The 21,400-nt window shown below is 44.3% G+C and carries 26 protein-coding genes and 1 other annotated feature; all 26 genes read left to right on the forward strand.

Annotated features, from left to right (window positions below):
• On the forward strand, positions 1-1,632 hold the full coding sequence (locus BN1067_RS11645) for a GspE/PulE family protein (protein WP_053219017.1): 1,632 nt from the start codon (positions 1-3) through the stop codon (positions 1,630-1,632).
• Between the two features lie 12 nt (positions 1,633-1,644).
• Positions 1,645-2,685 carry a type IV pilus twitching motility protein PilT gene (locus BN1067_RS11650; RefSeq protein ID WP_053219018.1) on the forward strand — a complete coding sequence of 347 codons (1,041 nt, stop codon included), beginning with the start codon at positions 1,645-1,647 and terminating at the stop codon, positions 2,683-2,685.
• The gene (locus BN1067_RS11655; protein ID WP_053219019.1) at positions 2,685-3,887 is read left to right on the forward strand and encodes a type II secretion system F family protein; all 1,203 of its coding nucleotides are present in this window, start codon (positions 2,685-2,687) and stop codon (positions 3,885-3,887) included. Before BN1067_RS11650 ends, BN1067_RS11655 begins: the two co-directional genes overlap by 1 nt.
• 67 nt (positions 3,888-3,954) lie before the next feature.
• On the forward strand, positions 3,955-4,413 hold the full coding sequence (locus tag BN1067_RS11660; RefSeq protein WP_234400693.1) for a prepilin-type N-terminal cleavage/methylation domain-containing protein: 459 nt from the start codon (positions 3,955-3,957) through the stop codon (positions 4,411-4,413).
• A gap of 63 nt (positions 4,414-4,476) precedes the next feature.
• Positions 4,477-5,232 carry a prepilin peptidase gene (locus tag BN1067_RS11665; RefSeq protein WP_053219020.1) on the forward strand — a complete coding sequence of 252 codons (756 nt, stop codon included), beginning with the start codon at positions 4,477-4,479 and terminating at the stop codon, positions 5,230-5,232.
• 12 nt (positions 5,233-5,244) lie between these two features.
• Positions 5,245-6,201: a type IV pilus biogenesis protein PilM gene (gene pilM / locus BN1067_RS11670; protein WP_053219021.1), complete on the forward strand. Its 957-nt coding sequence runs from the start codon at positions 5,245-5,247 to the stop codon at positions 6,199-6,201.
• Positions 6,202-6,225: 24 nt separating this feature from the next.
• A complete protein-coding gene (locus tag BN1067_RS11675) occupies positions 6,226-6,777 on the forward strand; it encodes a PilN domain-containing protein (protein ID WP_053219022.1) in 552 nt (183 codons plus the stop codon).
• Positions 6,767-7,405: a type 4a pilus biogenesis protein PilO gene (pilO, locus tag BN1067_RS11680; RefSeq protein ID WP_053219023.1), complete on the forward strand. Its 639-nt coding sequence runs from the start codon at positions 6,767-6,769 to the stop codon at positions 7,403-7,405. Before BN1067_RS11675 ends, pilO begins: the two co-directional genes overlap by 11 nt.
• A 116-nt stretch (positions 7,406-7,521) precedes the next feature.
• The gene (locus BN1067_RS11685) at positions 7,522-8,439 is read left to right on the forward strand and encodes a hypothetical protein (RefSeq protein ID WP_053219024.1); all 918 of its coding nucleotides are present in this window, start codon (positions 7,522-7,524) and stop codon (positions 8,437-8,439) included.
• 187 nt (positions 8,440-8,626) lie between these two features.
• Positions 8,627-9,199, forward strand: coding sequence for a Maf family protein (locus BN1067_RS11690; RefSeq protein WP_053219025.1), 573 nt, complete (start codon positions 8,627-8,629; stop codon positions 9,197-9,199).
• 32 nt (positions 9,200-9,231) lie between these two features.
• Positions 9,232-9,921, forward strand: a complete 690-nt coding sequence (gene radC / locus BN1067_RS11695; protein WP_053219026.1) for a RadC family protein — start codon at positions 9,232-9,234, stop codon at positions 9,919-9,921.
• A 247-nt stretch (positions 9,922-10,168) separates the two neighbouring features.
• Entirely contained in the window at positions 10,169-11,209 is a 1,041-nt protein-coding gene (locus tag BN1067_RS11700; RefSeq protein WP_053219027.1) for a rod shape-determining protein, read from the forward strand.
• A 14-nt stretch (positions 11,210-11,223) separates the two neighbouring features.
• Positions 11,224-12,084: a rod shape-determining protein MreC gene (mreC, locus tag BN1067_RS11705; protein ID WP_053219028.1), complete on the forward strand. Its 861-nt coding sequence runs from the start codon at positions 11,224-11,226 to the stop codon at positions 12,082-12,084.
• Positions 12,084-12,623 (forward strand): rod shape-determining protein MreD, encoded by a 540-nt coding sequence (mreD, locus tag BN1067_RS11710; protein ID WP_053219029.1) that lies wholly within the window; start codon positions 12,084-12,086, stop codon positions 12,621-12,623. Before mreC ends, mreD begins: the two co-directional genes overlap by 1 nt.
• 55 nt (positions 12,624-12,678) lie before the next feature.
• Positions 12,679-13,365 carry a septum site-determining protein MinC gene (gene minC, locus BN1067_RS11715; RefSeq protein WP_110943470.1) on the forward strand — a complete coding sequence of 229 codons (687 nt, stop codon included), beginning with the start codon at positions 12,679-12,681 and terminating at the stop codon, positions 13,363-13,365.
• Positions 13,358-14,158: a septum site-determining protein MinD gene (minD, locus tag BN1067_RS11720; protein ID WP_053219031.1), complete on the forward strand. Its 801-nt coding sequence runs from the start codon at positions 13,358-13,360 to the stop codon at positions 14,156-14,158. The genes minC and minD overlap by 8 nt, the downstream gene beginning before the upstream one ends.
• A gap of 326 nt (positions 14,159-14,484) precedes the next feature.
• The gene (locus tag BN1067_RS11725; RefSeq protein WP_053219032.1) at positions 14,485-15,243 is read left to right on the forward strand and encodes a M23 family metallopeptidase; all 759 of its coding nucleotides are present in this window, start codon (positions 14,485-14,487) and stop codon (positions 15,241-15,243) included.
• A gap of 1 nt (position 15,244) precedes the next feature.
• Positions 15,245-16,096 carry a M50 family metallopeptidase gene (locus tag BN1067_RS11730; protein ID WP_199868522.1) on the forward strand — a complete coding sequence of 284 codons (852 nt, stop codon included), beginning with the start codon at positions 15,245-15,247 and terminating at the stop codon, positions 16,094-16,096.
• Between the two features lie 14 nt (positions 16,097-16,110).
• A complete protein-coding gene (locus BN1067_RS11735; protein ID WP_199868523.1) occupies positions 16,111-17,574 on the forward strand; it encodes a ribonuclease E/G in 1,464 nt (487 codons plus the stop codon).
• A gap of 36 nt (positions 17,575-17,610) precedes the next feature.
• Positions 17,611-17,685 (forward strand) — a sequence feature (ribosomal protein L21 leader region).
• A gap of 15 nt (positions 17,686-17,700) precedes the next feature.
• Positions 17,701-18,009, forward strand: coding sequence for a 50S ribosomal protein L21 (gene rplU / locus BN1067_RS11740; RefSeq protein ID WP_053219035.1), 309 nt, complete (start codon positions 17,701-17,703; stop codon positions 18,007-18,009).
• An 11-nt stretch (positions 18,010-18,020) separates the two neighbouring features.
• Positions 18,021-18,353 carry a ribosomal-processing cysteine protease Prp gene (locus BN1067_RS11745; RefSeq protein WP_053219036.1) on the forward strand — a complete coding sequence of 111 codons (333 nt, stop codon included), beginning with the start codon at positions 18,021-18,023 and terminating at the stop codon, positions 18,351-18,353.
• A 15-nt stretch (positions 18,354-18,368) separates the two neighbouring features.
• Positions 18,369-18,659: a 50S ribosomal protein L27 gene (gene rpmA / locus BN1067_RS11750; protein ID WP_026569821.1), complete on the forward strand. Its 291-nt coding sequence runs from the start codon at positions 18,369-18,371 to the stop codon at positions 18,657-18,659.
• A 134-nt stretch (positions 18,660-18,793) separates the two neighbouring features.
• Positions 18,794-19,324 carry a Spo0B domain-containing protein gene (locus tag BN1067_RS11755; protein WP_053219037.1) on the forward strand — a complete coding sequence of 177 codons (531 nt, stop codon included), beginning with the start codon at positions 18,794-18,796 and terminating at the stop codon, positions 19,322-19,324.
• Positions 19,325-19,338: 14 nt separating this feature from the next.
• A complete protein-coding gene (gene obgE / locus BN1067_RS11760; RefSeq protein WP_053219038.1) occupies positions 19,339-20,619 on the forward strand; it encodes a GTPase ObgE in 1,281 nt (426 codons plus the stop codon).
• Between the two features lie 167 nt (positions 20,620-20,786).
• Entirely contained in the window at positions 20,787-21,236 is a 450-nt protein-coding gene (locus tag BN1067_RS11765) for an ACT domain-containing protein (protein ID WP_053219039.1), read from the forward strand.
• A partial coding sequence (locus tag BN1067_RS20640) for a prephenate dehydratase domain-containing protein (protein WP_407701378.1) occupies positions 21,229-21,400 on the forward strand: 172 nt, incomplete at its 3' end. The genes BN1067_RS11765 and BN1067_RS20640, both read left to right, overlap by 8 nt.

Genomic DNA, 21,400 nt, shown 5'->3' on the forward strand with positions numbered 1-21,400 from the left:
ATGGCAATCCGCAATAAAAAGAAGTTAGGGGATTTACTGAAAGAAGCTGGCGTTTTGACGGAAGCAGAGATCGTCGACACGTTGGCCAACAAAAAAAACGGTCAAAAACTCGGAGATGCGTTACTCGAACAGGGATATATTACAGAACAGCAGCTGTTGGAGGTATTGGAATTACAGCTGGGCATTCAGAGTGTTTCCTTGTATGGGTATCCCATCGATCAGCAGCTGACGGAGCTGGTGCCAAAAGAAATGGCACAGCGAAATGTACTGATGCCCTTGAGTTTGAGAGAAAACACCCTGACGGTCGCGATGAATGATCCAATGGATTATTTTTCAATCGACGACTTGGAATTGTCGACCGGCTTCGATATTAAGCCGGTCATCGCGTCCAAGGACGATATTTTACAGGCGATCAACAAGTACTATGACTTGGAGAATTTCACAATAGAGGCAGAAGAATCGGAGCTGGCAGAGGATGCTCCTGCGGTCCGAGTCATGGATCAGCTGCTTCAGACAGGTGTCCACTTGAAGGCTAGCGACATTCATATCGACCCGGCTGAAGACAGTTTATCCGTTCGATATCGGGTCGATGGCATGCTTCATAAAGAAAGGACTATTCCAAAGCGATTGCAAAATTCGCTTACTGCCCGAACGAAAATTATGGCGAATTTGAATATAACCGAAACAAGATTGCCGCAGGATGGCAGGATCCGAGTAGTAATCGACGAAAAACCAATCGATCTGCGGATCTCCATATTGCCGACTGTATTCGGTGAGAAAATCGTCATCCGTATCCTCGACCTTACCAATATCGTGAAAAAGCTCAGCGACCTCGATCTCAGTGAAGCAAATTATCAGCACTACCGAAAGCTGATTCAACAGCCTTCCGGATTAATACTTTTGACAGGGCCGACCGGTTCAGGAAAAACCTCTACTTTATATGCATCGATCAATCAGTTGAACCGGGAAGACGTCAATATTATCACGGTGGAAGATCCAGTAGAATATCAATTAGAAGGGATTAACCAAGTACAAGTCAATACAAAAATCGGTCTCGATTTTGCTGCAGGACTCCGGTCAATTTTACGGCAGGACCCGAATATCATCATGGTCGGCGAAATTAGGGATATGGAAACTGCGGAAATTGCTGTCCGCTCTTCCCTCACCGGTCATATGGTATTCAGCACACTGCACACCAACAGCGCGATGGCTGCTATTCCGAGGTTGTTTGACATGAAAATCGAACCATATCTGGTCGTATCCTCGTTATCGGGAATCATGGCTCAGCGGTTAGTCAAACAAATATGCAAGGATTGTATGCAAAGCCGGGAGTTAAACGAGATGGAAAAAGATATTTTCCAACGATACAACATTCCTATCGAGCAAATTTATGAAGGGAAAGGCTGTAACAGCTGCAGGCAGACTGGATATAAAGGAAGGACAGCCATCCATGAGTTACTTGTGATCGATGACACCATCCGTCAAAAGATGATGGATAACAGGTCGATGTCCGATTTAAAGCAGTACCTGAAAGCACGAGGTATGAAGTTTTTGATAGATGACGGGCTGGAAAAAGTGAAAAAAGGTAGTACCAGCCTGGAAGAAGTGCTGCGCGTAGCAACCGAAGAATAAGGAGGAATCAACATGAATCGCTTAGATTCTTTATTGCAGGAAGCATTTTCTCAACGAGCTTCTGATATTCATCTGACCGTAGGTACTCCTCCGGTTTTCCGTATTCATGGAGAGTTGCGTCCATTCGGGAATGAAAAACTTTCTCCGGAAGATACAGAAGAAATGGTTCGAAGCGTGATAAACGACAAGTTGTGGGAAAGGCTTCAAGAAAAACGGGAAATCGATTTATCCTATGGGATCCCGGGGGTCTCCCGGTTCCGGATGAATATTTTTCACCAAAGGAGTTGCTTGTCACTTGCTGTCCGGGTAGTACCGACGACTATTCCGAGTTTGGACGAACTCCGGATGCCGGAAGTGATCAAGGAAATTGCGGCGAGTTCGCAAGGGTTGGTGCTGGTTACAGGTCCGACTGGAAGCGGGAAAAGCACGACGCTGGCAGCCATGATCGATTATATGAACAAACGAATGCACAAGCATATCATTACATTGGAAGACCCGATTGAATATTTACATACACACGGAAATTGTATTATCGACCAACGGGAGGTAGGATTTGATACGCAAAATTTCAGCAATGGACTCCGTGCTTGTTTGCGGCAGGACCCGGACGTGATATTGGTCGGAGAGATGCGCGATTTGGAAACAATCGCGACCGCTATCACTGCTGCTGAAACCGGACATTTAGTCCTCGGGACGTTGCACACAACGGATGCTTCTTCGACGATGGACAGAATCATCGACGTTTTTCCATCCCACCAAAAAGGACAAATCCGGATCCAGCTTGCCAACGTGCTGCAGGCAATCGTTTCCCAACGGTTGTTCCAGACGAATGATAAGCAAGGGCGAAGAGCAGCGACAGAAATACTCCGCAATACAGCGGCTATCAAGAACTTGATCCGAAATGAAAAGATGCATCAAATTCCAAACACGATGCAGGTTTCACGTGAACAGGGCATGCACACGATGACAATGGATATAAAAAAATTGTTGCGGACAGGTGAAATATCCGAAGAATTTGCCCTTCCTTATCTGAAGGAAAGAGGGAATACCTAATGGCTTATTTCCGATATCATGGGAGAAGCAAAGACGGCAAAGCAAAAACAGGCAAGATAAATGCTGAATCCACACAAGAGGCTCGAGCATTCTTAAGAAGTGAGGGAGTAATCGCCTATGACCTTCAAGAACTCAACAGCTTCTTATACAAAGACATTCATATAGGAAGCCAGGTGAAAAATCGTGATTTTGTCTTGTTTTTGCGGCAATATGCTACGTTGATCGATGCAGGAATTTCATTGGTAGAGGCGACAGGAATATTGGCGGAACAGTCCGATAACCGCTATTTGAAAGCGGCATTGGAACACGTGAAGGAGGAATTGGAAACCGGTGTTCCGTTGACTGAGGCAATGGAGAAATTCCCGAAAATTTTTCCGGAATTACTGGTAAGCATGGTACATGCGGGAGAAGTGAGCGGCAGTCTTGATGATATTCTTGAGAACATGGCTTCCTATTATGAAAAACAATATCACTTAAAGCAAAAAATCACGTCCTCGCTTGCTTATCCATTGGCTGTCGGAGCAATTTCAATATTGGTCTCCATTTTCTTGCTTGTTTTCATTGTGCCGATTTTTACAGACATGTTTGCATCCTTTGGGGAAGAAATTCCTGTCTATACAGCTGTTGTTTTGCAAATAAGCAGTTTAGCCCAATCGTATTGGTGGGTAATAGGATTATTGTCGGTGTTTCTTTATGTTATCTATCATTATTTGGGCAAAAAAACCTATTTCAGAACCAAATTTGACCGCCTGAAACTGAAAGTTCCGTTGTTTGGTAAGTTTTTGCAAAAAGCTTTAATAGCAAGGATGACCCAAACGTTGAGTTCCCTGTTAGCCAGCTCGGTACCGATCCTTCAGGCAATTTCCGTTACCGAGCGGGTGATTGGCAACCAGGTGTTTAAACAAGTATTGAAAGACAGTCAAGCCTCTCTGGAAGAAGGCGAGTCATTGGCTGCTCCTATGAAGGAGCATTGGGCATTTCCGAAAATGGTCACGCAAATGATTGCGGTAGGGGAAAACTCCGGCGCTTTGGACCGGATGCTCAAAAAAGTTGACGATTTCTATCAGCAGGAGCTGGATGAAGCTTCCGATAAGCTGAAATCCCTGATAGAGCCGATCATGATCGTCTTTTTAGCGGTGATGGTAGGAGCAATTGTCCTGGCCATCATTATCCCGATGTTTTCTATTTTTGAGAACATTTAACAAAAAAGCTGTCAATCTGGTAAAAAGGTCCTGTTCAAAGAGAAGTTGTATAGTATAATAGGGTTAGATGAGAGAACAATGGGAGAACACCACGTTGAATGAGGTTGCCAGCAGGCTTGCCGGCACGAAAAATTACATAGTCAAGGAGGAATCGTTCATGCTTAAAAAACGCTGGAAGACGTGCATGGAAGAGAAAGGGTTTACATTGGTCGAATTGCTAGCAGTCATCGTTATATTGGGAATTATCGCAGCCATCGCCGTACCTGCTATCGGCGGGATTATTGGCAATACAGAGGAAAAAGCGGATGAGGCGGAAATCGATATGATTATCGAGGCTGCTCGTATCGCTTATGCAGCCGATGAGTTCGAAACTGAGATTACAGTAGCCAAACTAGTTGAACTTAATTATCTTGAAGAAAAAGATGGCACTGATTTGCCTACTGGTAAAGTCGTATATAAGAGTAATCCTGGTGCAGATGAACAAAATTTTCAGTTTACAGAGACCACCACTACTTCTACTGATTAAATTTGAATGAACAATACCGAGAGATCCCTTCTGAGGGGGTCTCTCTATATATAGGAGAACAATATGTCATTCGTTTACCTCGGTTATTTTTTTATCCTCGGTTTAATTCTCGGCTCGTTTTACAATGTTGTCGGTTTACGTGTCCCAAAACAGGAGCTGTTGGCAGAGAATCGTTCCTACTGTCCCAAATGTCGTCATTCTCTGGCCTGGTATGAATTGATACCGGTTTTCTCTTACCTGTTTCAAAGGGGACGGTGCCGACACTGCAGGCGGCTCATTTCGCCGATATATCCAGTGACCGAATTGGGAACCGGCCTGCTGTTTGCTTTCAGTTATTGGAAAGTCGGGCTGCAACCGGAACTACTGGTTGCCCTTATGCTTGTTTCGCTGCTCGTTATTATATGGGTATCAGACATACGATATATGGAAATACCTGATCGTGTACTGTTATTTTTCTTGCCCTTGCTCATAGTCGGCAGGATCATCAGTCCGCTTGATCCTTGGTGGTCGTCATTATTTGGGGCAGCCATAGGGTTTTTCCTATTGGCAGTGATCATACTGGCAAGTCGCGGAGGAATGGGCGGCGGCGATATGAAGCTGTTTGGGGTTCTGGGATTGGTACTGGGATGGAAAAAAGTTTTGCTGGCATTTTTTTTATCAACCGTGTATGGAGCGGTGGTTACGCTTGTTTTGCTTGCTTTCAAGTTGATTGAGCGCAAAAATCCAGTGCCTTTTGGTCCATTTATTGTACTTGGCAGTATTACGGTCTATTTTTATGGAGACAAACTATTCAACTGGTATTTTACATCTTTTTTCTAAAGTAGGTGGATCATGTTTCAGAAAAATAAGAAGCAAGTCAATTTGATAATCAAAGATCGAGCGATTCGATACATGGTCAATAATCAGCCAACACTTTCAGGAATTGTTGACTATGGGGAGGTCCAGTTGGAATCCGGCATCATCGTCGACGGGAAAGTTTCTGACCTAGATGGTTTTACAGCAGCTTTGCGCATGCTCGTTTCCAATAAAAAATGGAAAAATAGAAAAACGTCTTTCTGTGTACCCGACGCTTCTGTAACGATCAGGGAGCATTTTGTTCCAAAACAGCTGAAAAAGCAGGAAATAAAAAGTTATATCAACATGGATTTAGAAGACAATCTCCGTCTTCCGTTTTCAAATCCGGTAATCGACTTTGTTGTCATTGGTGAAGAAAATGAGCAAGTAAAGATATTGTTGTTCGCTTATCCTAAAGACCGGATAAATGAATACCTTCATGCTTTTAAGCAAGCAGGCCTTCTGCCGACTGTGGCGGATTTATCCTCCTTATCGTTACATCGCCTTTATCATGAGCTTGGCTATGCAGAAGAAGGCGAACATTTGCTGCTTGCACAATGGGGAAGAGATGCAGCGGTGTTGACTGCTTTCAATGAAAACAAACCCGTTTTCACCCGGCAAGTCAAATCGATTCTTACACAGGACGCTTGGGAGTTCAGTCCTGAAGCAGAAGAAGTAACCTGGCAGGGAAGCGAAGCGGAACTTAATGAATCGATTGATGCACAATTGACAATGCTGGAGAGGTTTTTGGACTTTTACCAGTATTCGGTAATGGATGGGGAAAAGCAGATCAACAAGCTGTTGCTTTGTGGAGATTTTCCTTTTTTGAGCAAAGTGGAAAACTATTTGAAGGAAAATTATAAAATGTCCGTCTTGATTATCAAGGAATTGGAAGAAGAAATCCAAGTTCCGGCTAAATTTGCTGATGTATTGGGCCTTTCTATCAAAAAGTAATGAAAATGCAAGGTGGGAACCCGGATGACAGTTGAAATCAACTTTATCGCACAAGAAAAAAAGAATCGCCTCATTCCTGTTACTGCTGTCATCCTGCTAATTCTTCTGTTTATTTCTATCGGCTTGCTCTATTGCAAGCGCACATACCTTGAAAACCAGGTGGAAGATATGCAGGAGCAATGGAACGCAAATAATGTCGAGCTTAGCGATCAAACTGCCAATCAAAAACGGCTTCGGGATCGGAATGAATTGGAAGAGCGAGTGAAGACAGTGGAAACCGCTCTGTTTTCGACAACAGATTTGCTGGAAGAAATCGGAGACCTCTTACCGGAATCAGGTTACCTTTCAAGCTTTCAATTTGATCAAATGGAAGGCGTCGAACTGGTTATGGAAGTGGATTCGCTTTCCGAAGCAGCAGCTTTTTCGGACGCATTGACGAACCAGCCTTACATACAAAATGTCGCCATTGATACTATCTATTCAAATGAAACCGCAAACGGTAAAATCTATCAATCTAGTTATCGATTACAGGTGGATGGACAGGTATTCAAGGAGGTGATGGGCGATGAGAATTGACCGTCGTTCCCATCTCTTATCCGTTGTCCTCTGTTTATGTATTGTTGCAGGAGGCTTTTATCTGCTGGGGAATCATTATTATGTCGCTCCGGTAAAGTCGAAAGTTGACAAGCTGAAAGAAGAGATAGAAATTCAGGAACAGGTGATGAAGCGGATAGATACGCGAGATGATCAAACGGACGCCCCATCCGGTTCTGGAGAGTTGCAATTGAAGCTTCCGGTTGACAAAGAAATCGATCAGCTGCTGTTGATGATCGAAGAAACAGCGGAAATGGCTGGTATTTCCATTATGGAATTTAACGAAATACAAGAGAACGAAGAAAATGCCAGTGAACAAGAGGAGCCAGTCTCGTTGGCGGAAATTGATCATTATGCCTATGAATTGCAAGGAGAAGCAGAGCAGTTTGAAGAAGTTGATCGTTTCCTCCGTTTCCTAGAAAGCAACGAACGTCTTTTGCGTGTCGGCCGACTGGAAATCATGACGGAAAATAGCGGTTTAACATTTACTGTCCATCTCACTTCTTATTATGCGCCTGATCTGGACAGTCTGCTTGAAGAAAGAAGGGAGCATGTCTACCCTTCGGCAAAGCCTAAAACCAATCCATTTAAAAATGATGACGGAAAATAAGGGAAACACGAAACCTTTGTTGAAAAGAGGAGAGTTGTCTTAGACAATTCTCCTCTTACTTTTTACTTTTCGTGTGCTAGAGTTGAAAGAAATTCTAGTAGAAACGGGGAAATGGAGTGGACAAACATAAACCGATTACCGTGCGAATCAATGACAACAAAAGGAAACCTGTCAACGCCAAGCAGCATGATCACCCGGAAGCAAGTGACAAGACAGTTAACGAACAGGCAGCTGCTTTAGAAAAAAACTTGCAAGGCTCGTCTAGTCCGCTTTTCAACAGCCCGATAGAAGACGGAACAAGCGAGTGGTATCAAAGGAAAACATCCGTCAACAAAAAGGTGCCTCGCATATTTAAGGTGTTTATCTTTGCGGCGATTTCCGCTTTAATGATAGGACTGACCTTGGGCTTCATTATGCTTCGTATGTTTGCTGGCATAGATGAATCAGGTGATCCGCAAGCAGTTCCTTCCTCTTACACAAGTTCACAAAACGATAATCCTAGTGCAGGTGCAGAACAAGATTCATCTGCTGAAACCGGCCAGAATGGAATGACAGCTTTTGTAGTGCAAGGAGGAGTGTTTTCATCCAATGACAAAGCGGAAGCATGGCAAAAAAACTTCACAGACGCCGGTTTTCCGTCGATGATTTGGGAGCGTGATGGACAGTTTTATCTCTTTGCCGGGGTAGCGGATACAGAGGCCGCTGCTAAAAAAATCGCATCCGCTATGACAGAGAAGGAACTGGAAACGTATGTTAAGCCTTGGCAAGCGGAAACAGTCGGAAAGAACTTGGCGGAAGGGCAGGCAGAGTGGCTGCAGCAATTTACGATACTTTGGCAGAAAAGCGTGAGTACAGGGGAGATAAAAGCAACAGAATGGAACGATTGGCTCAAGCTTCTTCCGGAAGATGCTTCTGAACCGTTGGTACAGCTGCACGATCAGGCTGAAAAGATGGCCGCAGATGCCAGCGACCTTTCACCCAAGGAAGGACGAATTGCATTGCTTTCTTTATGGAAAAAGGCAACAGAACAGTAAACAATCCAACTATATAAAATAGGCATTTAGCCTGTCCTGTTCCTGCTAATTCGTGAAAAAGTGGTGACGAATTCTCTTTTTCGTGAAGGAAAAACGTAGCGAATACGTATTTTAATCAGTTGAATGAACGAGAATTTCTCGGTTACAATGAACTTACTCAAATACCTTACGGAAAGGACAATCAGTCTTGCAGCTTATTTTAGCCTCCGGATCACCGCGAAGAAAAGAATTACTCGAGCAGGCGGGTCTGCCGTTTACTGTCCAAGTTCCCGATGTGGATGAACGATCGGTCACTTCTGCAGATGCCCGTCAATTAGTGGAAAAATTGGCCATTATGAAAGGGGAAGTACAATCCCCGGCAGAAGGGGAGATTGTACTTAGTGCGGATACTGTTGTCAGTCAGCACGGTCGTATACTTACAAAACCTGAAAGCAGGGAAGAGGCATATGCCATGCTGTCCGCACTTAACGGGGGTACTCACCATGTCCATACAGGTGTGTCGCTTCGTTCTCATCAAGATTCCCGGGTTTTTTCCGTTGCAACCAAGGTTACCTTTTGGGAAATGAGCGATAAACAGTTGAATGCTTATATTGATACCGGGGAACCTTTTGACAAGGCAGGCGGTTACGGGATCCAGGGAAGAGGGGCAATCTTAGTAAAGGAAATCCACGGTGATTATTTCAATGTGGTAGGGCTTCCGCTGGCAAAACTGGTTCGAGAGCTTGAACACTTCGGTATTGTCCCATCTGTGTCCGGGTAATTGGGACTACTGAAAAGGGGGATGATAATGCTATGGTTCATGCGGATATTACGTTGAAACAAGTCCCAAAGCGGGACAGGCCAAGGGAACGGCTCATTGAGTCAGGACCTGCTTCCTTGTCGAATCAGGATTTATTAGCGATATTACTCGGTACAGGTACGAAAGATGAGCCAGTCACCACGCTTTCCCAAAGAGTCTTCATGCATTTCGAAGGGCTTAATCTGCTAAAAGATGCCACGATTGAAGAGTTGACTGCGATCAAGGGCATTGGTACTGCCAAAGGTGTATTGATACTCGCTGCCATCGAATTTGGCAAACGCCTTCATCGTTTCCGGCCGGATGAACGCTACGTCATTCGCAGTCCTGAAGACGGGGCAGAATACATTATGGAAGAAATGAGAAGCCTGAACCAGGAACACTTCGTTTGTTTGTTTCTAAACACTAAAAATCAAATTCTCCATCGGCAGACTATCTTCATCGGAAGCCTGAATGCATCAATCGTCCATCCGAGAGAAGTATTCCGCGAAGCGGTCAAACGCTCTGCTGCTTCTATTATCTGTGCGCACAACCATCCATCCGGAGACCCCTCTCCTTCCCAGGAAGATATCCAGGTTACCAAGCGATTGTCCGAATGTGGCAAGATGATCGGCATCGAACTTTTAGACCATTTAGTGATCGGTGATCGTAAATTTGTCTCTTTGAAAGAAAAAGGCTATCTGTAACACTATCTATTTTTTAATTTTTTTCGTATAATTATATAGGCGGATGATACAGTCAGCGCCATGCTCAGGAATAATTCCCGGGTTTGGCGCTTCTTCTCATGCAACAGTCTGTGTGCCTGTTGCTATTTAAGACCGCCTAACAAACTGCAATGGGATTAATTGCAAGTTATGTCGGTAATCGATATAGTAAAACATACAAACAAATGAAATGACATGATTAAGAGATGTGTTGGAAAGGGAGAGTTTTTTGGGAAGATTCAGTTTATCACAAGACTTGGGTATAGATTTGGGGACGGCAAATACACTTGTATTCGTCAAAGGGAAGGGCGTAGTTGTACGGGAACCTTCCGTTGTAGCTAAAAATACAGCAACAGGTGATATAGAAGCTGTGGGAAGCTCGGCACGAAATATGATTGGACGGACACCAGGTAATATTTCCGTTATCCGTCCAATGAAAGACGGGGTTATCGCAGACTATGATACGACCGCTGTCATGATGAAATATTATATTAAAAAGGCGCAAAAGACCCGCTCAGCTTTCGCTCGGAAACCGAATGTTATGGTGTGCGTGCCTTCTGGCATTACCATGGTGGAGGAAAGAGCAGTCATTGATGCTACCAAACAAGCTGGAGCAAAGGATGCTTTTCCGATTGCAGAGCCTTTTGCTGCTGCGATTGGGGCTGGCCTGCCAGTATGGGAGCCTACTGGAAGCATGATTGTCGATATCGGCGGAGGCACCACAGAAGTGGCCATCATTTCACTTGGCGGGATCGTAACAAGTCAATCTATTAGAACTGCCGGAGATGATATGGATGACGCCATCATTCAATATATTCGCAAACAGTACAACTTGATGATCGGCGAACGTTCCGCAGAATCAATCAAAATGGATATCGGTTCTGCCGGCCGTCCGTCTGATACAGAAGAAATGGACATCCGTGGCAGGGATTTGTTGACAGGTTTGCCAAAAACCATCACCATTACATCGGATGAAATTTCCTTGTCCTTGCAGGATACGGTGTCTTCAATTGTTGAAGCAGTAAAAAACACACTGGAAAAAACACCTCCTGAACTAGCAGCTGATATCATGGATCGGGGGATTGTCCTGTCCGGTGGGGGTGCTCTGTTAAAAGGGCTTGATGACGTCATCAGTGAGGAAACCAAAATGCCGGTCTTTGTAGCAGAAGAACCTTTGGACAGTGTCGCTATTGGTACAGGAAAGGCCCTGGAATACATTCATCATTTTACTTCCCAACCAAACGTATCCAGTCGATCCTCGATGAAATAAGTAGGTGTTAATTGATGTCTTTTTTTAGAAGAACCCGTTTGTTTATCATTCTGATTGGTTTTATTGTGCTTGTGGTTCTGATCGGTTTTTCTTTACGCGACCGGGCCAATTTGACAGTCGGCGAGGAATTCTTGAAGGATTCGGTTGGGTGGCTTCAAGGAATTGTCCACCGTCCGGCTCAATTTACCAGCAATATTTTTGCCAACATTGATGAAATCAAACACACGTATGAAGAAAATCAGCTTTTGAAAGAGCGGTTGGCAGATAATAAGTCACTGCTCTATGAAATACAGGAACTGAAACAGGATAATGAGGAACTAAGGCAGATTCTTGACAAAACAGAGTCTATCTCAGAATTCGAACCGATTCAGGCTTCCGTTAGAAGTCAAAGTCCTGAACCTTTTTTCAAGGAAGTTACAATCAATAAAGGGGAACAGGATGGCGTCAAAAAAAACATGGCGGTCATCACCGGACAAGGGATGGTAGGAAAAATCAAATCTGCCGCCGAGTTTTCCTCCACTGTACAGCTGCTTAGAGGGTTTGACGGTTCCAACCGGATCTCTGTAACGGTTTCCCAGGAGGACCACAAGGACGAGTCTGGTTTTATCATCGGTTATGATGAAGAAAAAGAAGCCCTTATGTTAAAGCTTAATTCCTATGACTCTGAGATTGAAGAAGGGGCGCTAGTCGTTTCTTCCGGCATGGGTGGAGTATTTATACGCGGACTTGAGATAGGGACAGTAGAGGAAGTAACACCGGATAAGTACGGCCTTACCCAAATGGCTTACGTAACTCCAGCGGCTGATGTAGATAACATGGACCATGTTATCGTAGTGAATGCGGCCGAAGGAAACCAGCTGGAGGGGGAAGAATAATGGCAAGATTCTATCTTCCTCTTTTTCTTTTATTTCTGCTTGTCCTGGAAGGGGTGGCCGTTGACTTCCTGCCGAACAGTCTGGTCACTGGGCGCTGGATGATTGCCGCTCATTGGGTGCTGCTTTATTCGGTTTTGATCAGTATTTTTTACGACTTGGAAAATACATATGTTTCAGTGTTGTATGCTATCGTATTCGGTTTAATGATAGATATTGTTTATACAAGTGTATTAGGCGTTTATATGTTTATCTATCCTTTAGTCGTTTATGCAATCCATGGATTGAAAAAGCTACTGCATACCAATTTCCTGGTGGCAATGGTGCTATCCGCACTGGCAGTCGCTCTTGCAGATACAGGTGTCTACATCGTATATTCGTTTATCGGATTGACCGAACTGCCATGGAAGGAATTCTTCTTCATCCGCCTAGTTCCTACCCTGTTTGCCAATATGTTGTTTTTGATTATTATCTATCCATTGACCAAATCAAAACTAATCAAGTGGTCAGCCGAACGTTTCAGCAATTCCGGAAAGCTGTAAGCGGATATGCATCTTCAGGAAAATTTATTAATAATAAGGTTTGAGGTGAATGATCGTGGCAGGCAGCAAGCAACTAATAACGATTAAAGGAACTCGGGATGGTCTTACCCTGTATGTTGATGATTCATGCTCTTTCAATGAAATGCTGACCGAATTGGAAGCAACCCTGTCCACTAACCATGTGACAGAGGACGAACCGATGATCACCGTGACCATCCAGCTCGGTAATCGTTATTTGCATGAAAAACAGGAAGAACAACTGCGCGAATTAATCCGCAGTAAAAATAAATTGGTCGTTCAAGCGATTGAATCAAATGTTATTCCCAAAAAACAGGCGCTAGATTGGCTTGAAGATAGTGAAGTAAAGGTGATCAACAAAGTCGTTCGGTCAGGACAAGTAGTCGAGGTCCAGGGCGACATGTTATTGATTGGTGATGTTAACCCTGGCGGGAAAATCATGGCCAGCGGCAACATTTTTGTCATGGGGAATTTACGGGGAATCGCTCATGCAGGTGTTCCCAATAATCGTGAAGCGGTGATTGCAGCTGCATACATGAAACCCTCCCAGCTTCGGATAGCTGATTACATCAGCCGTTCCCCGGATTACGAAACAGAAGGCGTTTATATGGAATGCGGGATCATTGACCATGAGAAAGAAAAAATCATCATTGACCGTCTCCAAATTCTTGCACGTAAACGACCTGATATAAACGGGTTTGAAAGGAGAATGATTCATGGGTGAAGCAATCGTAATTACTTCAGGTAAGGGCGGTGTTGGTAAAACAACCACAACGGCCAACATAGGTACAGCGCTCGCGTTGATGGAGAAAAAAGTCTGTCTGATTGACACGGACATCGGTCTCCGCAATTTAGATGTTATCATGGGGCTCGAAAACCGGATTATTTATGATATCGTCGATGTCATTCAAAAACGCTGTAAACTGAAACAGGCATTGATAAAAGATAAACGCTTTGATTGTCTGTATCTGCTTCCTGCTGCCCAGACAAGTGATAAATCGGATCTGACTCCCGAAGGAATGGAAGCGATTGTCTCTGAGTTGAAACAGGAATACGATTATATTCTGATAGATTGCCCGGCGGGAATCGAACAGGGCTATAAAAATGCAGTTGCGGGTGCGGATAAGGCGATTGTGGTTACAACCCCTGAAAAATCCAGCGTGCGCGATGCAGACCGTATTATCGGTTTATTGGAAAAAGAAGAAAGAGTGGAGCCGCCCCATCTGATCGTCAACCGAATCCGTAACCATATGGTTAAAAATGGTGATATGCTTGAGGTGGATGAAATCGTTCAAATTCTTTCGATTGAATTGCTTGGGATCGTTGCGGATGATGATGAAGTGATTAAAGCTTCCAATCATGGCGAGCCTGTTGCTTTTCACCCGAATACAAAAGCGTCCATGGCATATCGAAATATAGCACGGCGGATTTTGGGAGAGACGGTACCCCTTTTGTCACTCGAAGAAGAAAAAGGCGTGTTTGCCAAAATGAAGAAATTCTTGGGTATGCGCTCTTAACTGCTACATTATCAATCTCTCAGCTGGAAGGCAGGCTGAGAGATTTTTTTGTGGATACTTCCAATCAAGCTTGGGAGCCGTGAATCTTTGAAAAGACAATCCACCATTACCACGCTCAATCCCCCTCCATTCATTTGTTCACGCCTTGCCACATATGCTTTCGGCTGGTGAGTTCCTCGAGCTAATATCCAGCTGGGCTTACTGCAGTCTATCCTGTTTGCGAGATGCTGGGTGGTAGCCGGAAAGGGGTTTGGTAATGGGAGAGGTATATCTATTCCATTTGCTTCATAGACTTGTACAAATCCCGGTAAAGGAAAGTGAAGCACATGAAAAAAGATGTCAGGCAAATTCGAAAAAATATTGCCAAAAGAAAAAGAGAACATCCGTTAAACCACTCGGTTCCGGATAAACAATTAACGACTTCATTTCCACACGAGGAAGAAAAACACGGATACTTGCCCCCCTTTACATCACCGCATGGGACAAGCCCGAGAAAAGACAGTTTCGCTGCCGCATTCATCATGAAAGGAATATCGGCAGGTGTACTGTTTTTTGGTGTTTCCTTGATACACCAGCTGGATGCCGGCTGGGTAGAACAACCTAAAAAGTGGACAACCCAGGCCTTTTCAGAGGAGTTTCCGTTTGCTTCTGTGAACGCCTGGTATCAGGATAAATTCGGCAGTCCATTGGCGATGGTGCCGACGCAGGAAACGGAAGAGCTGCCAGCAGTTCTGCCGGTAAACGGTACAGTGAGCCAGTCGTTTCAAACAAATGGCGAGGCAATAAGAATAGCTGCCAACGAAAAATCGAAAGTAGTGGCTGTTAAAGACGGAACCGTCATATTTGCAGGTAATAAATCGGATACCGGCAAAACCGTCATTGTACAGCACGCGGACCGAAGTAAAAGTATTTATGGATACTTGACCGACATTGATGTCTATCAGTATCAATTTATTGGGGATAATCATGTAATCGGACAATTTGATCCAAGTGAAGGAGAAAAGCAGGACATTTATTTTGCGATACAAAAAAACAACCAGTATCTTGACCCTGTTCAGGTGATGCAAGTTGACGAGCAGCCATAACATGAAGCTTCAACTTCACATTCACCCAATCTTATGGCTTTTTGCTTTAACAGCCATTCTGACTGGTACACTCGCAGAGTTTCTGATTATTTTTTTTATCGTCATTGTCCATGAACTCGGCCATTACTTTGCGGCGAAGCGGTATGGCTGGCGGATTAGGAAAATCAATCTTTGGGTGTTTGGCGGTGTGATGGAAACAGAAGAACACAGCACCAAGCCAATGAAGGAGGAAGCATGGATTGTAGCTGCAGGCCCGCTTCAGCATCTCTGGATATACGCTTTATTGTTCATTTGTACGGGATATTCATTCGTCCCTGCATCCCTCATTGAAATAGGATTATTATACAACACGACGATTCTAGCATTTAACCTGCTGCCGATCTGGCCGTTAGATGGCGGGAAAATGACGTTTTTGTTATTATCTAATTTTTTACCATATAAACAGGCTCATACGATGACCATTGTTGGTTCGATCGTGTTTTCCCTGGTGGCAGCTGTCTCTTTTCTCCTATTCTTTCCCTTTACGCTGAGCGCCCTCATGCTGGCAGCTTTTATCCTGTGGGAAAATCGATTAGAATGGAAACAGCGTTATTATATATTTTTGCGGTTCCTGCTTAAACGTTACTTAAAAACAACTCCTGAAAAAACAAAGATCCGGCCGCTTATCGTAAATCCCGATACAAGGCTGCTTCAAGTGTTTTTTCAATTTAAGCGCGGGCAACATCACCCTGTTTATGTCAGGCAATCCGCTGGGATTTCAGGCTTGCTTGAAGAAAAAACATGCCTGCATGCTTACTTTAAAGGAAGACAACACCAGCTAAGTGCAGGAGAATTGGTTAACCGCACCAAGTGAGGATGAAAAAAACATTGTTAACGATAAATATACTTGGGGATTCAACGGAAAAAGTCGGACTCATCGAGAATGCTGTAGAAATCAAAGAACTAGTTGTCGATCGTCCCGGATGGGAAGACCAGGTCGGGAATATTTATCAGGCACAGGTTTCCAAAATAGAAAAGGGATTACAGGCAGCTTTTATCGAATACGGCTCAGCGAAACCAGGATTTTTGCCCAAAAAAGAACTGCCTGAATCTCGCAGGAATCCGGAACGGAAATTGGAAAACTTGATTACACAGGGGCAGCGGTTATTCGTTCAAGTCCAAAAGGCAGCATACGACAATAAAGGGGCAAAGCTTACTGCCAATATCACTCTTCCGGGAGTTTCGGTTATCTATCTGCCATTTGGAGGTTATGTGGCAGTATCAAAGAAAATGGATGAACCATACCGCAGTGAATGGAGAGAAAAATTGGGCTCCATTCTCGAAGAAGGGGAGGGAGTGATCGTCCGCACCAGCGCAGCGAATACAGATTACACATTGGTTGCTGCTGAATTGAACCGGTTACGCCAGCAATGGATTGAGATTTCCAGTAAAGCGGCATCCACCAAAACTCCCGCCTGTTTATTCGAAGACAGATTGATTCCTAATCGATTGCTTCGTAACTTCACTCCGGATAAAGTCAGCGCAGTGGTGACAGACAGTGTGGATTTGGCACGAAGGATTAGAGAGGATTTTCCTTTTCTGGCCGAAAAAACGAAATGGAAGAATAAGCTGGCAAAGGAGCTGCCCTTTTCTGTCAATCAACTGCTCGAACATATCACTCAAAGACGCGTCAAGCTGGATAAAGGAGTGGAGTTGTTTATTGACCGTACGGAAGCATTGACGGCAATCGATGTCAATTCCGCTTCTTTTACGGGCAGAAACAGCAAACAGCATACAACTTTAAAAGCAAACAAGATAGCTGCTGAGGAAATCGCAAGGCAACTCCGCCTCCGGAACATTGCGGGAATTATTATCGTGGACTTCATCAACATGGATACAGAAGAAGACCGGACCCACCTTATCCATCACTTTCGGCAGCAATTGGCAGATGATCCAATTAGGACCGAAATATATGGATTTACGAAGCTCGGCCTATTGGAGTTATCAAGGAAAAGGGAGTCCTATTCGCTTTCTTATCTGCTCCAGGAAAACCAAGCTAGCGAACAATCCTTTTCTGTTTCCACCTATGCCTATATGTTGGAAAGAGATCTTCAAGATGCTGCTGCTAAGGGGGCGGAGGCAGTTGTAGTTCTGGCTGCCCCTGCCTTATTGAACCTATTTCCACAGTTGGTTTCGTTGCCGTCACTATCGAAGAAATTAGGCAATACGTTATACACGGTTACTGACAACAACCAGCCTGCAGGCTATCGGATCGGGTTTGCCGGCAGCTTAGAGCAAGCAGTTGCATATCTCGACAGGAAACCGGCTGAAAGTATTGACAAACTTTTTTAAACTATGGTAACATCAGTATGTTATTCATCGTAGCACCCGATGCTACAACCGCTCAGAACAGGTCGATAAGTCAACCTCGTTGACACCTGAATGGCGAGTCTTAGTCTAACGAGGAGGTGCAGAAGTATGTACGCAATTATTGAAACTGGTGGTAAGCAAGTAAAAGTAGAAGAAGGCCAAGCTATCTACGTTGAAAAAGTAGAAGGTGAAACTGGTTCTACTGTCACTTTTGACAAAGTACTTGTAGTCGGCGGTGACGATGTGAAAGTCGGAGCTCCATATGTAGATGGTGCTACTGTAACTGCTAAGGTTGAAAAACAAGGCCGTGGCAAAAAAGTAACTGTCTTCAAATACAAGCCGAAAAAGAACTACCATCGTAAACAAGGTCATCGTCAGCCTTATACCAAACTAACCATTGATCAAATCAATGCATAAGGTTTGATAAGATGATAAAGGTGACTGTGTACCGTAAACATGGAAATATCCATGCGTTTGAATTAAGCGGTCATGCTGATAGTGTATCAGAAGGCTATGACTTGGTCTGCGCTGGAGTTTCAGCAGTTTCTTTCGGATCTGTAAATGCCGTTATCCGCCTTTGTGAAATGGAACCAATCATTGAACAGGCTGGCGAAGAAGGCGGTTATTTACGGATGGAACTGCCTGATAATTTAACAGATGAAACCAAAACGAAAGCATATTTACTGCTTGAGGGTATGATGGTATCCTTGAAAGCCATAGCAAGAGACTATGGGAAATATATTACCATCTCTGAAAAATAAGGAGGTGCAAACCAAATGCTACGTCTTAATCTACAGTTTTTCTCTCAGAAAAAAGGTCAAGGTAGTACGAAGAACGGCCGTGATTCCGAATCGAAACGTCTTGGTGCTAAACGTGCAGACGGACAATTCGTAACCGGTGGATCCATTCTTTACCGCCAACGTGGAACTAAAATCTACCCAGGCGCTAACGTTGGACGCGGCGGAGACGATACGTTGTTCGCTAAAGCTGACGGTATTGTTAAGTTTGAACGTGTAGGACGCGATCGCAAAAAAGTGAGCGTGTATCCGGAAGTTCAAGAAGCTTAATGCATAAAAGACCCTAACCCTAGAGGCTAGGGTCTTTTTTTATGCCTGTACATACGCTGGAAGAAGTACCGATGTTTCCGTTCTCTAGCTTTTTTGCTATAATTTTGATAACGAAGTAGGGGGCGGATAACAAAATGGAACCTGAAAAAGTTGTAGAGTTATTAAGTCATTATCGACATGACTGGATGAATACGATGCAGCTGATTGGCGGTTATGCTTCTATGGGCAAACTGGAGAAAGTGAAGGAGAAAGTTAACCAAGTAAGCGCTGAAATGGAAAAGGAACGGCGCATTGCCAGCGCTGGTTTGCCGCAAACAGCTTTATGGGTGATAAGTTTTAACTGGCATCACATCAATTTCCGGCTGGATTACGACATTTCACTGGATTCCCAGGGGTATTCTATATATGATGAAGAGATAGTCTCCCGGTTGAATAGCCTTGTAAAGGTCATCGGCCGGTACACAAATAATATGGAAATGTATGATGGGAAGTTTACACTACACTCAGATGAAACAGATCAATTGGTTGTGTTTTTGGAATTTTCCGGGGTGTTTGATGAGCCGGGGAAGATGTACGAGGAGCTTTCCGAACTGGATGAACGGTTTATCGTATCGATGTCAGAAGCAGAAAAAAATAAATGTACAGTCAAATGGGTGTGCAGCTGAAGAGGTGATCAACTATGTTTGTCGATCAAGTGAAAGTGTATGTAAAAGCAGGTGACGGAGGAAATGGCCTGGTCGCTTTCCGTAGAGAAAAATATGTTCCGATGGGCGGACCTGCTGGTGGAGATGGTGGCAATGGCGGAGATGTTGTATTTGAGGTGGACGAAGGCTTGAACACGCTCATGGACTTCCGTTATCAAAAACACTTCAAAGCAAAACGCGGTGAAAATGGTATGAGCAAGGGACAGCATGGTAAAAATGCAGAGCACTTAGTATTAGCAGTACCACCGGGAACAACGGTCAGGGACGACGATACCGGTCAGGTCATTGCCGACCTGGTCGAACATAAGCAACGTGCAGTGATTGCTCAAGGCGGTCGCGGCGGACGTGGAAACATCCGATTTGCCACTGCAAGAAATCCGGCACCGGAATTAGCCGAGAACGGGGAACCTGGTCGTGAGCGCTATATTCAAATTGAATTGAAATTGATCGCCGATGCTGGTCTGGTCGGATTTCCGAGCGTAGGAAAGTCAACCTTATTATCGGTTGTCAGTGCTGCCAAACCGAAAATCGCCGATTATCATTTTACAACATTATCCCCAAACCTTGGGGTAGTGGAAACGACGGACCAGCGAAGCTTTGTTATGGCGGATTTGCCCGGACTGATTGAAGGTGCCCATGAGGGAGTGGGGTTAGGCCATCAGTTTCTGCGCCATGTAGAAAGAACGCGAGTGATAATCCACGTCATCGACATGGCAGCCAGTGAAGGTAGGGATCCGTATCAGGATTATCTGGCCATCAATAAAGAGTTGAAGGAATACGATCTGGCCCTTGAAAATCGGCCGCAAATTATCGTCGCCAATAAAATGGACATGCCCGGAGCAGAAGATCATTTAAGAGAATTCAAAGCGAAATTGGCAGACAACCACCAGATCTACCCGATTTCAACAGTAACGAGAGAAGGGGTACGGGAGCTTCTATTCGCCGTTGCCGATTTACTCGATACGATTCCGAAAGAAAGTACTCCGATTGAGGAGAAAGAAGAACGGGTTGTTTATAAGTATGAACCGGAACAGGAAGGTTTTCAAATTACCCGCGATCCAGATGGTGCGTTCGTTCTATCCGGTGAACGGATCGAAAAACTATTCCGCATGACCGACTTTAACAGGGATGAGTCCGTTCGCAGATTCTCCCGCCAATTGCGAGGGATGGGGATCGATGAGGCTCTCCGCAAACATGGAGCGGAAGATGGCGATACGGTACGCCTGCTCGATTACGAATTCGAATTCATTGAATAAGGTACTGGCGGGCTGACTTTTGCAATGAAATCATCCTGCCGGAACAGCTTTAAGTAAAGAAATAGAGGTAGTCGAACGAAGCTATACAGCTGAAAGTTTTAGCTGAGTCGGCTATCTTTTGTGTTTTGATTTTTGCTTTTCTAATGGGTGAAAAGGGGAATAAACAAATGGCTGAGAAAGAGGAAAAATTTTATCTGGTTCGACAGGATATTCTTCCGGACGCTATGAAAAAAACAATTGAAGCGAAAGCGTTGATTGAGCGTGGCAAGGTGGAATCTGTATTCGAGGCAGTCAAACAGGTGGATTTGTCGAGAAGTGCATTTTATAAATACCGGGATGCCGTGTTTCCTTTTCAGGCAATGGTAAAGGAACGGATGATCACCTTGTTTTTTCACTTGGAAGACAGGGCCGGGACTCTATCAAATTTGTTGGAAACGGTGGCCAAAGCAGGCGGAAATATTTTGACCATTCATCAGACGATTCCGCTCCAGGGAAAGGCAAATGTGACACTGTCATTGAATACTTCTGCCATGACCGTCCAAATAGAAACGTTGATCCAACAATTGAAACGGCTTGATTTTGTCGACAAAGTGGAAATATTAAGTTCGGGTGCATAGAAGAGGGGGAAGCAGATTGACAAAGAAAGTAGGATACTTAGGACCAAAAGGAACATTTACAAAAATTGCAGTAGACTCACTTTTTAACGAAGAAGAAAAAGCAGACTTTGCTACCATCCCGGAATGCATGGATGCTGTTGAAAACGGGGAAATCGATATTGCGG

The sequence above is a fragment of the Virgibacillus senegalensis genome (assembly GCF_000821245.2).
GTDB lineage: Bacteria > Bacillota > Bacilli > Bacillales > Amphibacillaceae > Sediminibacillus > Sediminibacillus senegalensis.

What these genes read in the sequence shown, in the direction of transcription:
- rpmA (WP_026569821.1), top strand. Translation starts at nt 18,369, where the DNA reads ATGCTACGTCTTAATCTACAGTTTTTCTCTCAGAAAAAAGGTCAAGGT.
- BN1067_RS11675 (WP_053219022.1), top strand. Translation starts at nt 6,226, where the DNA reads ATGACAGTTGAAATCAACTTTATCGCACAAGAAAAAAAGAATCGCCTC.
- BN1067_RS11665 (WP_053219020.1), top strand. Translation starts at nt 4,477, where the DNA reads ATGTCATTCGTTTACCTCGGTTATTTTTTTATCCTCGGTTTAATTCTC.
- mreC (WP_053219028.1), top strand. Translation starts at nt 11,224, where the DNA reads ATGTCTTTTTTTAGAAGAACCCGTTTGTTTATCATTCTGATTGGTTTT.
- pilM (WP_053219021.1), top strand. Translation starts at nt 5,245, where the DNA reads ATGTTTCAGAAAAATAAGAAGCAAGTCAATTTGATAATCAAAGATCGA.
- BN1067_RS11650 (WP_053219018.1), top strand. Translation starts at nt 1,645, where the DNA reads ATGAATCGCTTAGATTCTTTATTGCAGGAAGCATTTTCTCAACGAGCT.
- rplU (WP_053219035.1), top strand. Translation starts at nt 17,701, where the DNA reads ATGTACGCAATTATTGAAACTGGTGGTAAGCAAGTAAAAGTAGAAGAA.
- BN1067_RS11645 (WP_053219017.1), top strand. Translation starts at nt 1, where the DNA reads ATGGCAATCCGCAATAAAAAGAAGTTAGGGGATTTACTGAAAGAAGCT.
- obgE (WP_053219038.1), top strand. Translation starts at nt 19,339, where the DNA reads ATGTTTGTCGATCAAGTGAAAGTGTATGTAAAAGCAGGTGACGGAGGA.
- BN1067_RS11765 (WP_053219039.1), top strand. Translation starts at nt 20,787, where the DNA reads ATGGCTGAGAAAGAGGAAAAATTTTATCTGGTTCGACAGGATATTCTT.
- BN1067_RS11660 (WP_234400693.1), top strand. Translation starts at nt 3,955, where the DNA reads ATGAGAGAACAATGGGAGAACACCACGTTGAATGAGGTTGCCAGCAGG.
- BN1067_RS11725 (WP_053219032.1), top strand. Translation starts at nt 14,485, where the DNA reads ATGAAAAAAGATGTCAGGCAAATTCGAAAAAATATTGCCAAAAGAAAA.
- pilO (WP_053219023.1), top strand. Translation starts at nt 6,767, where the DNA reads ATGAGAATTGACCGTCGTTCCCATCTCTTATCCGTTGTCCTCTGTTTA.
- BN1067_RS11755 (WP_053219037.1), top strand. Translation starts at nt 18,794, where the DNA reads ATGGAACCTGAAAAAGTTGTAGAGTTATTAAGTCATTATCGACATGAC.
- BN1067_RS11730 (WP_199868522.1), top strand. Translation starts at nt 15,245, where the DNA reads ATGAAGCTTCAACTTCACATTCACCCAATCTTATGGCTTTTTGCTTTA.
- mreD (WP_053219029.1), top strand. Translation starts at nt 12,084, where the DNA reads ATGGCAAGATTCTATCTTCCTCTTTTTCTTTTATTTCTGCTTGTCCTG.
- BN1067_RS11655 (WP_053219019.1), top strand. Translation starts at nt 2,685, where the DNA reads ATGGCTTATTTCCGATATCATGGGAGAAGCAAAGACGGCAAAGCAAAA.
- BN1067_RS11745 (WP_053219036.1), top strand. Translation starts at nt 18,021, where the DNA reads ATGATAAAGGTGACTGTGTACCGTAAACATGGAAATATCCATGCGTTT.
- minD (WP_053219031.1), top strand. Translation starts at nt 13,358, where the DNA reads ATGGGTGAAGCAATCGTAATTACTTCAGGTAAGGGCGGTGTTGGTAAA.
- radC (WP_053219026.1), top strand. Translation starts at nt 9,232, where the DNA reads ATGGTTCATGCGGATATTACGTTGAAACAAGTCCCAAAGCGGGACAGG.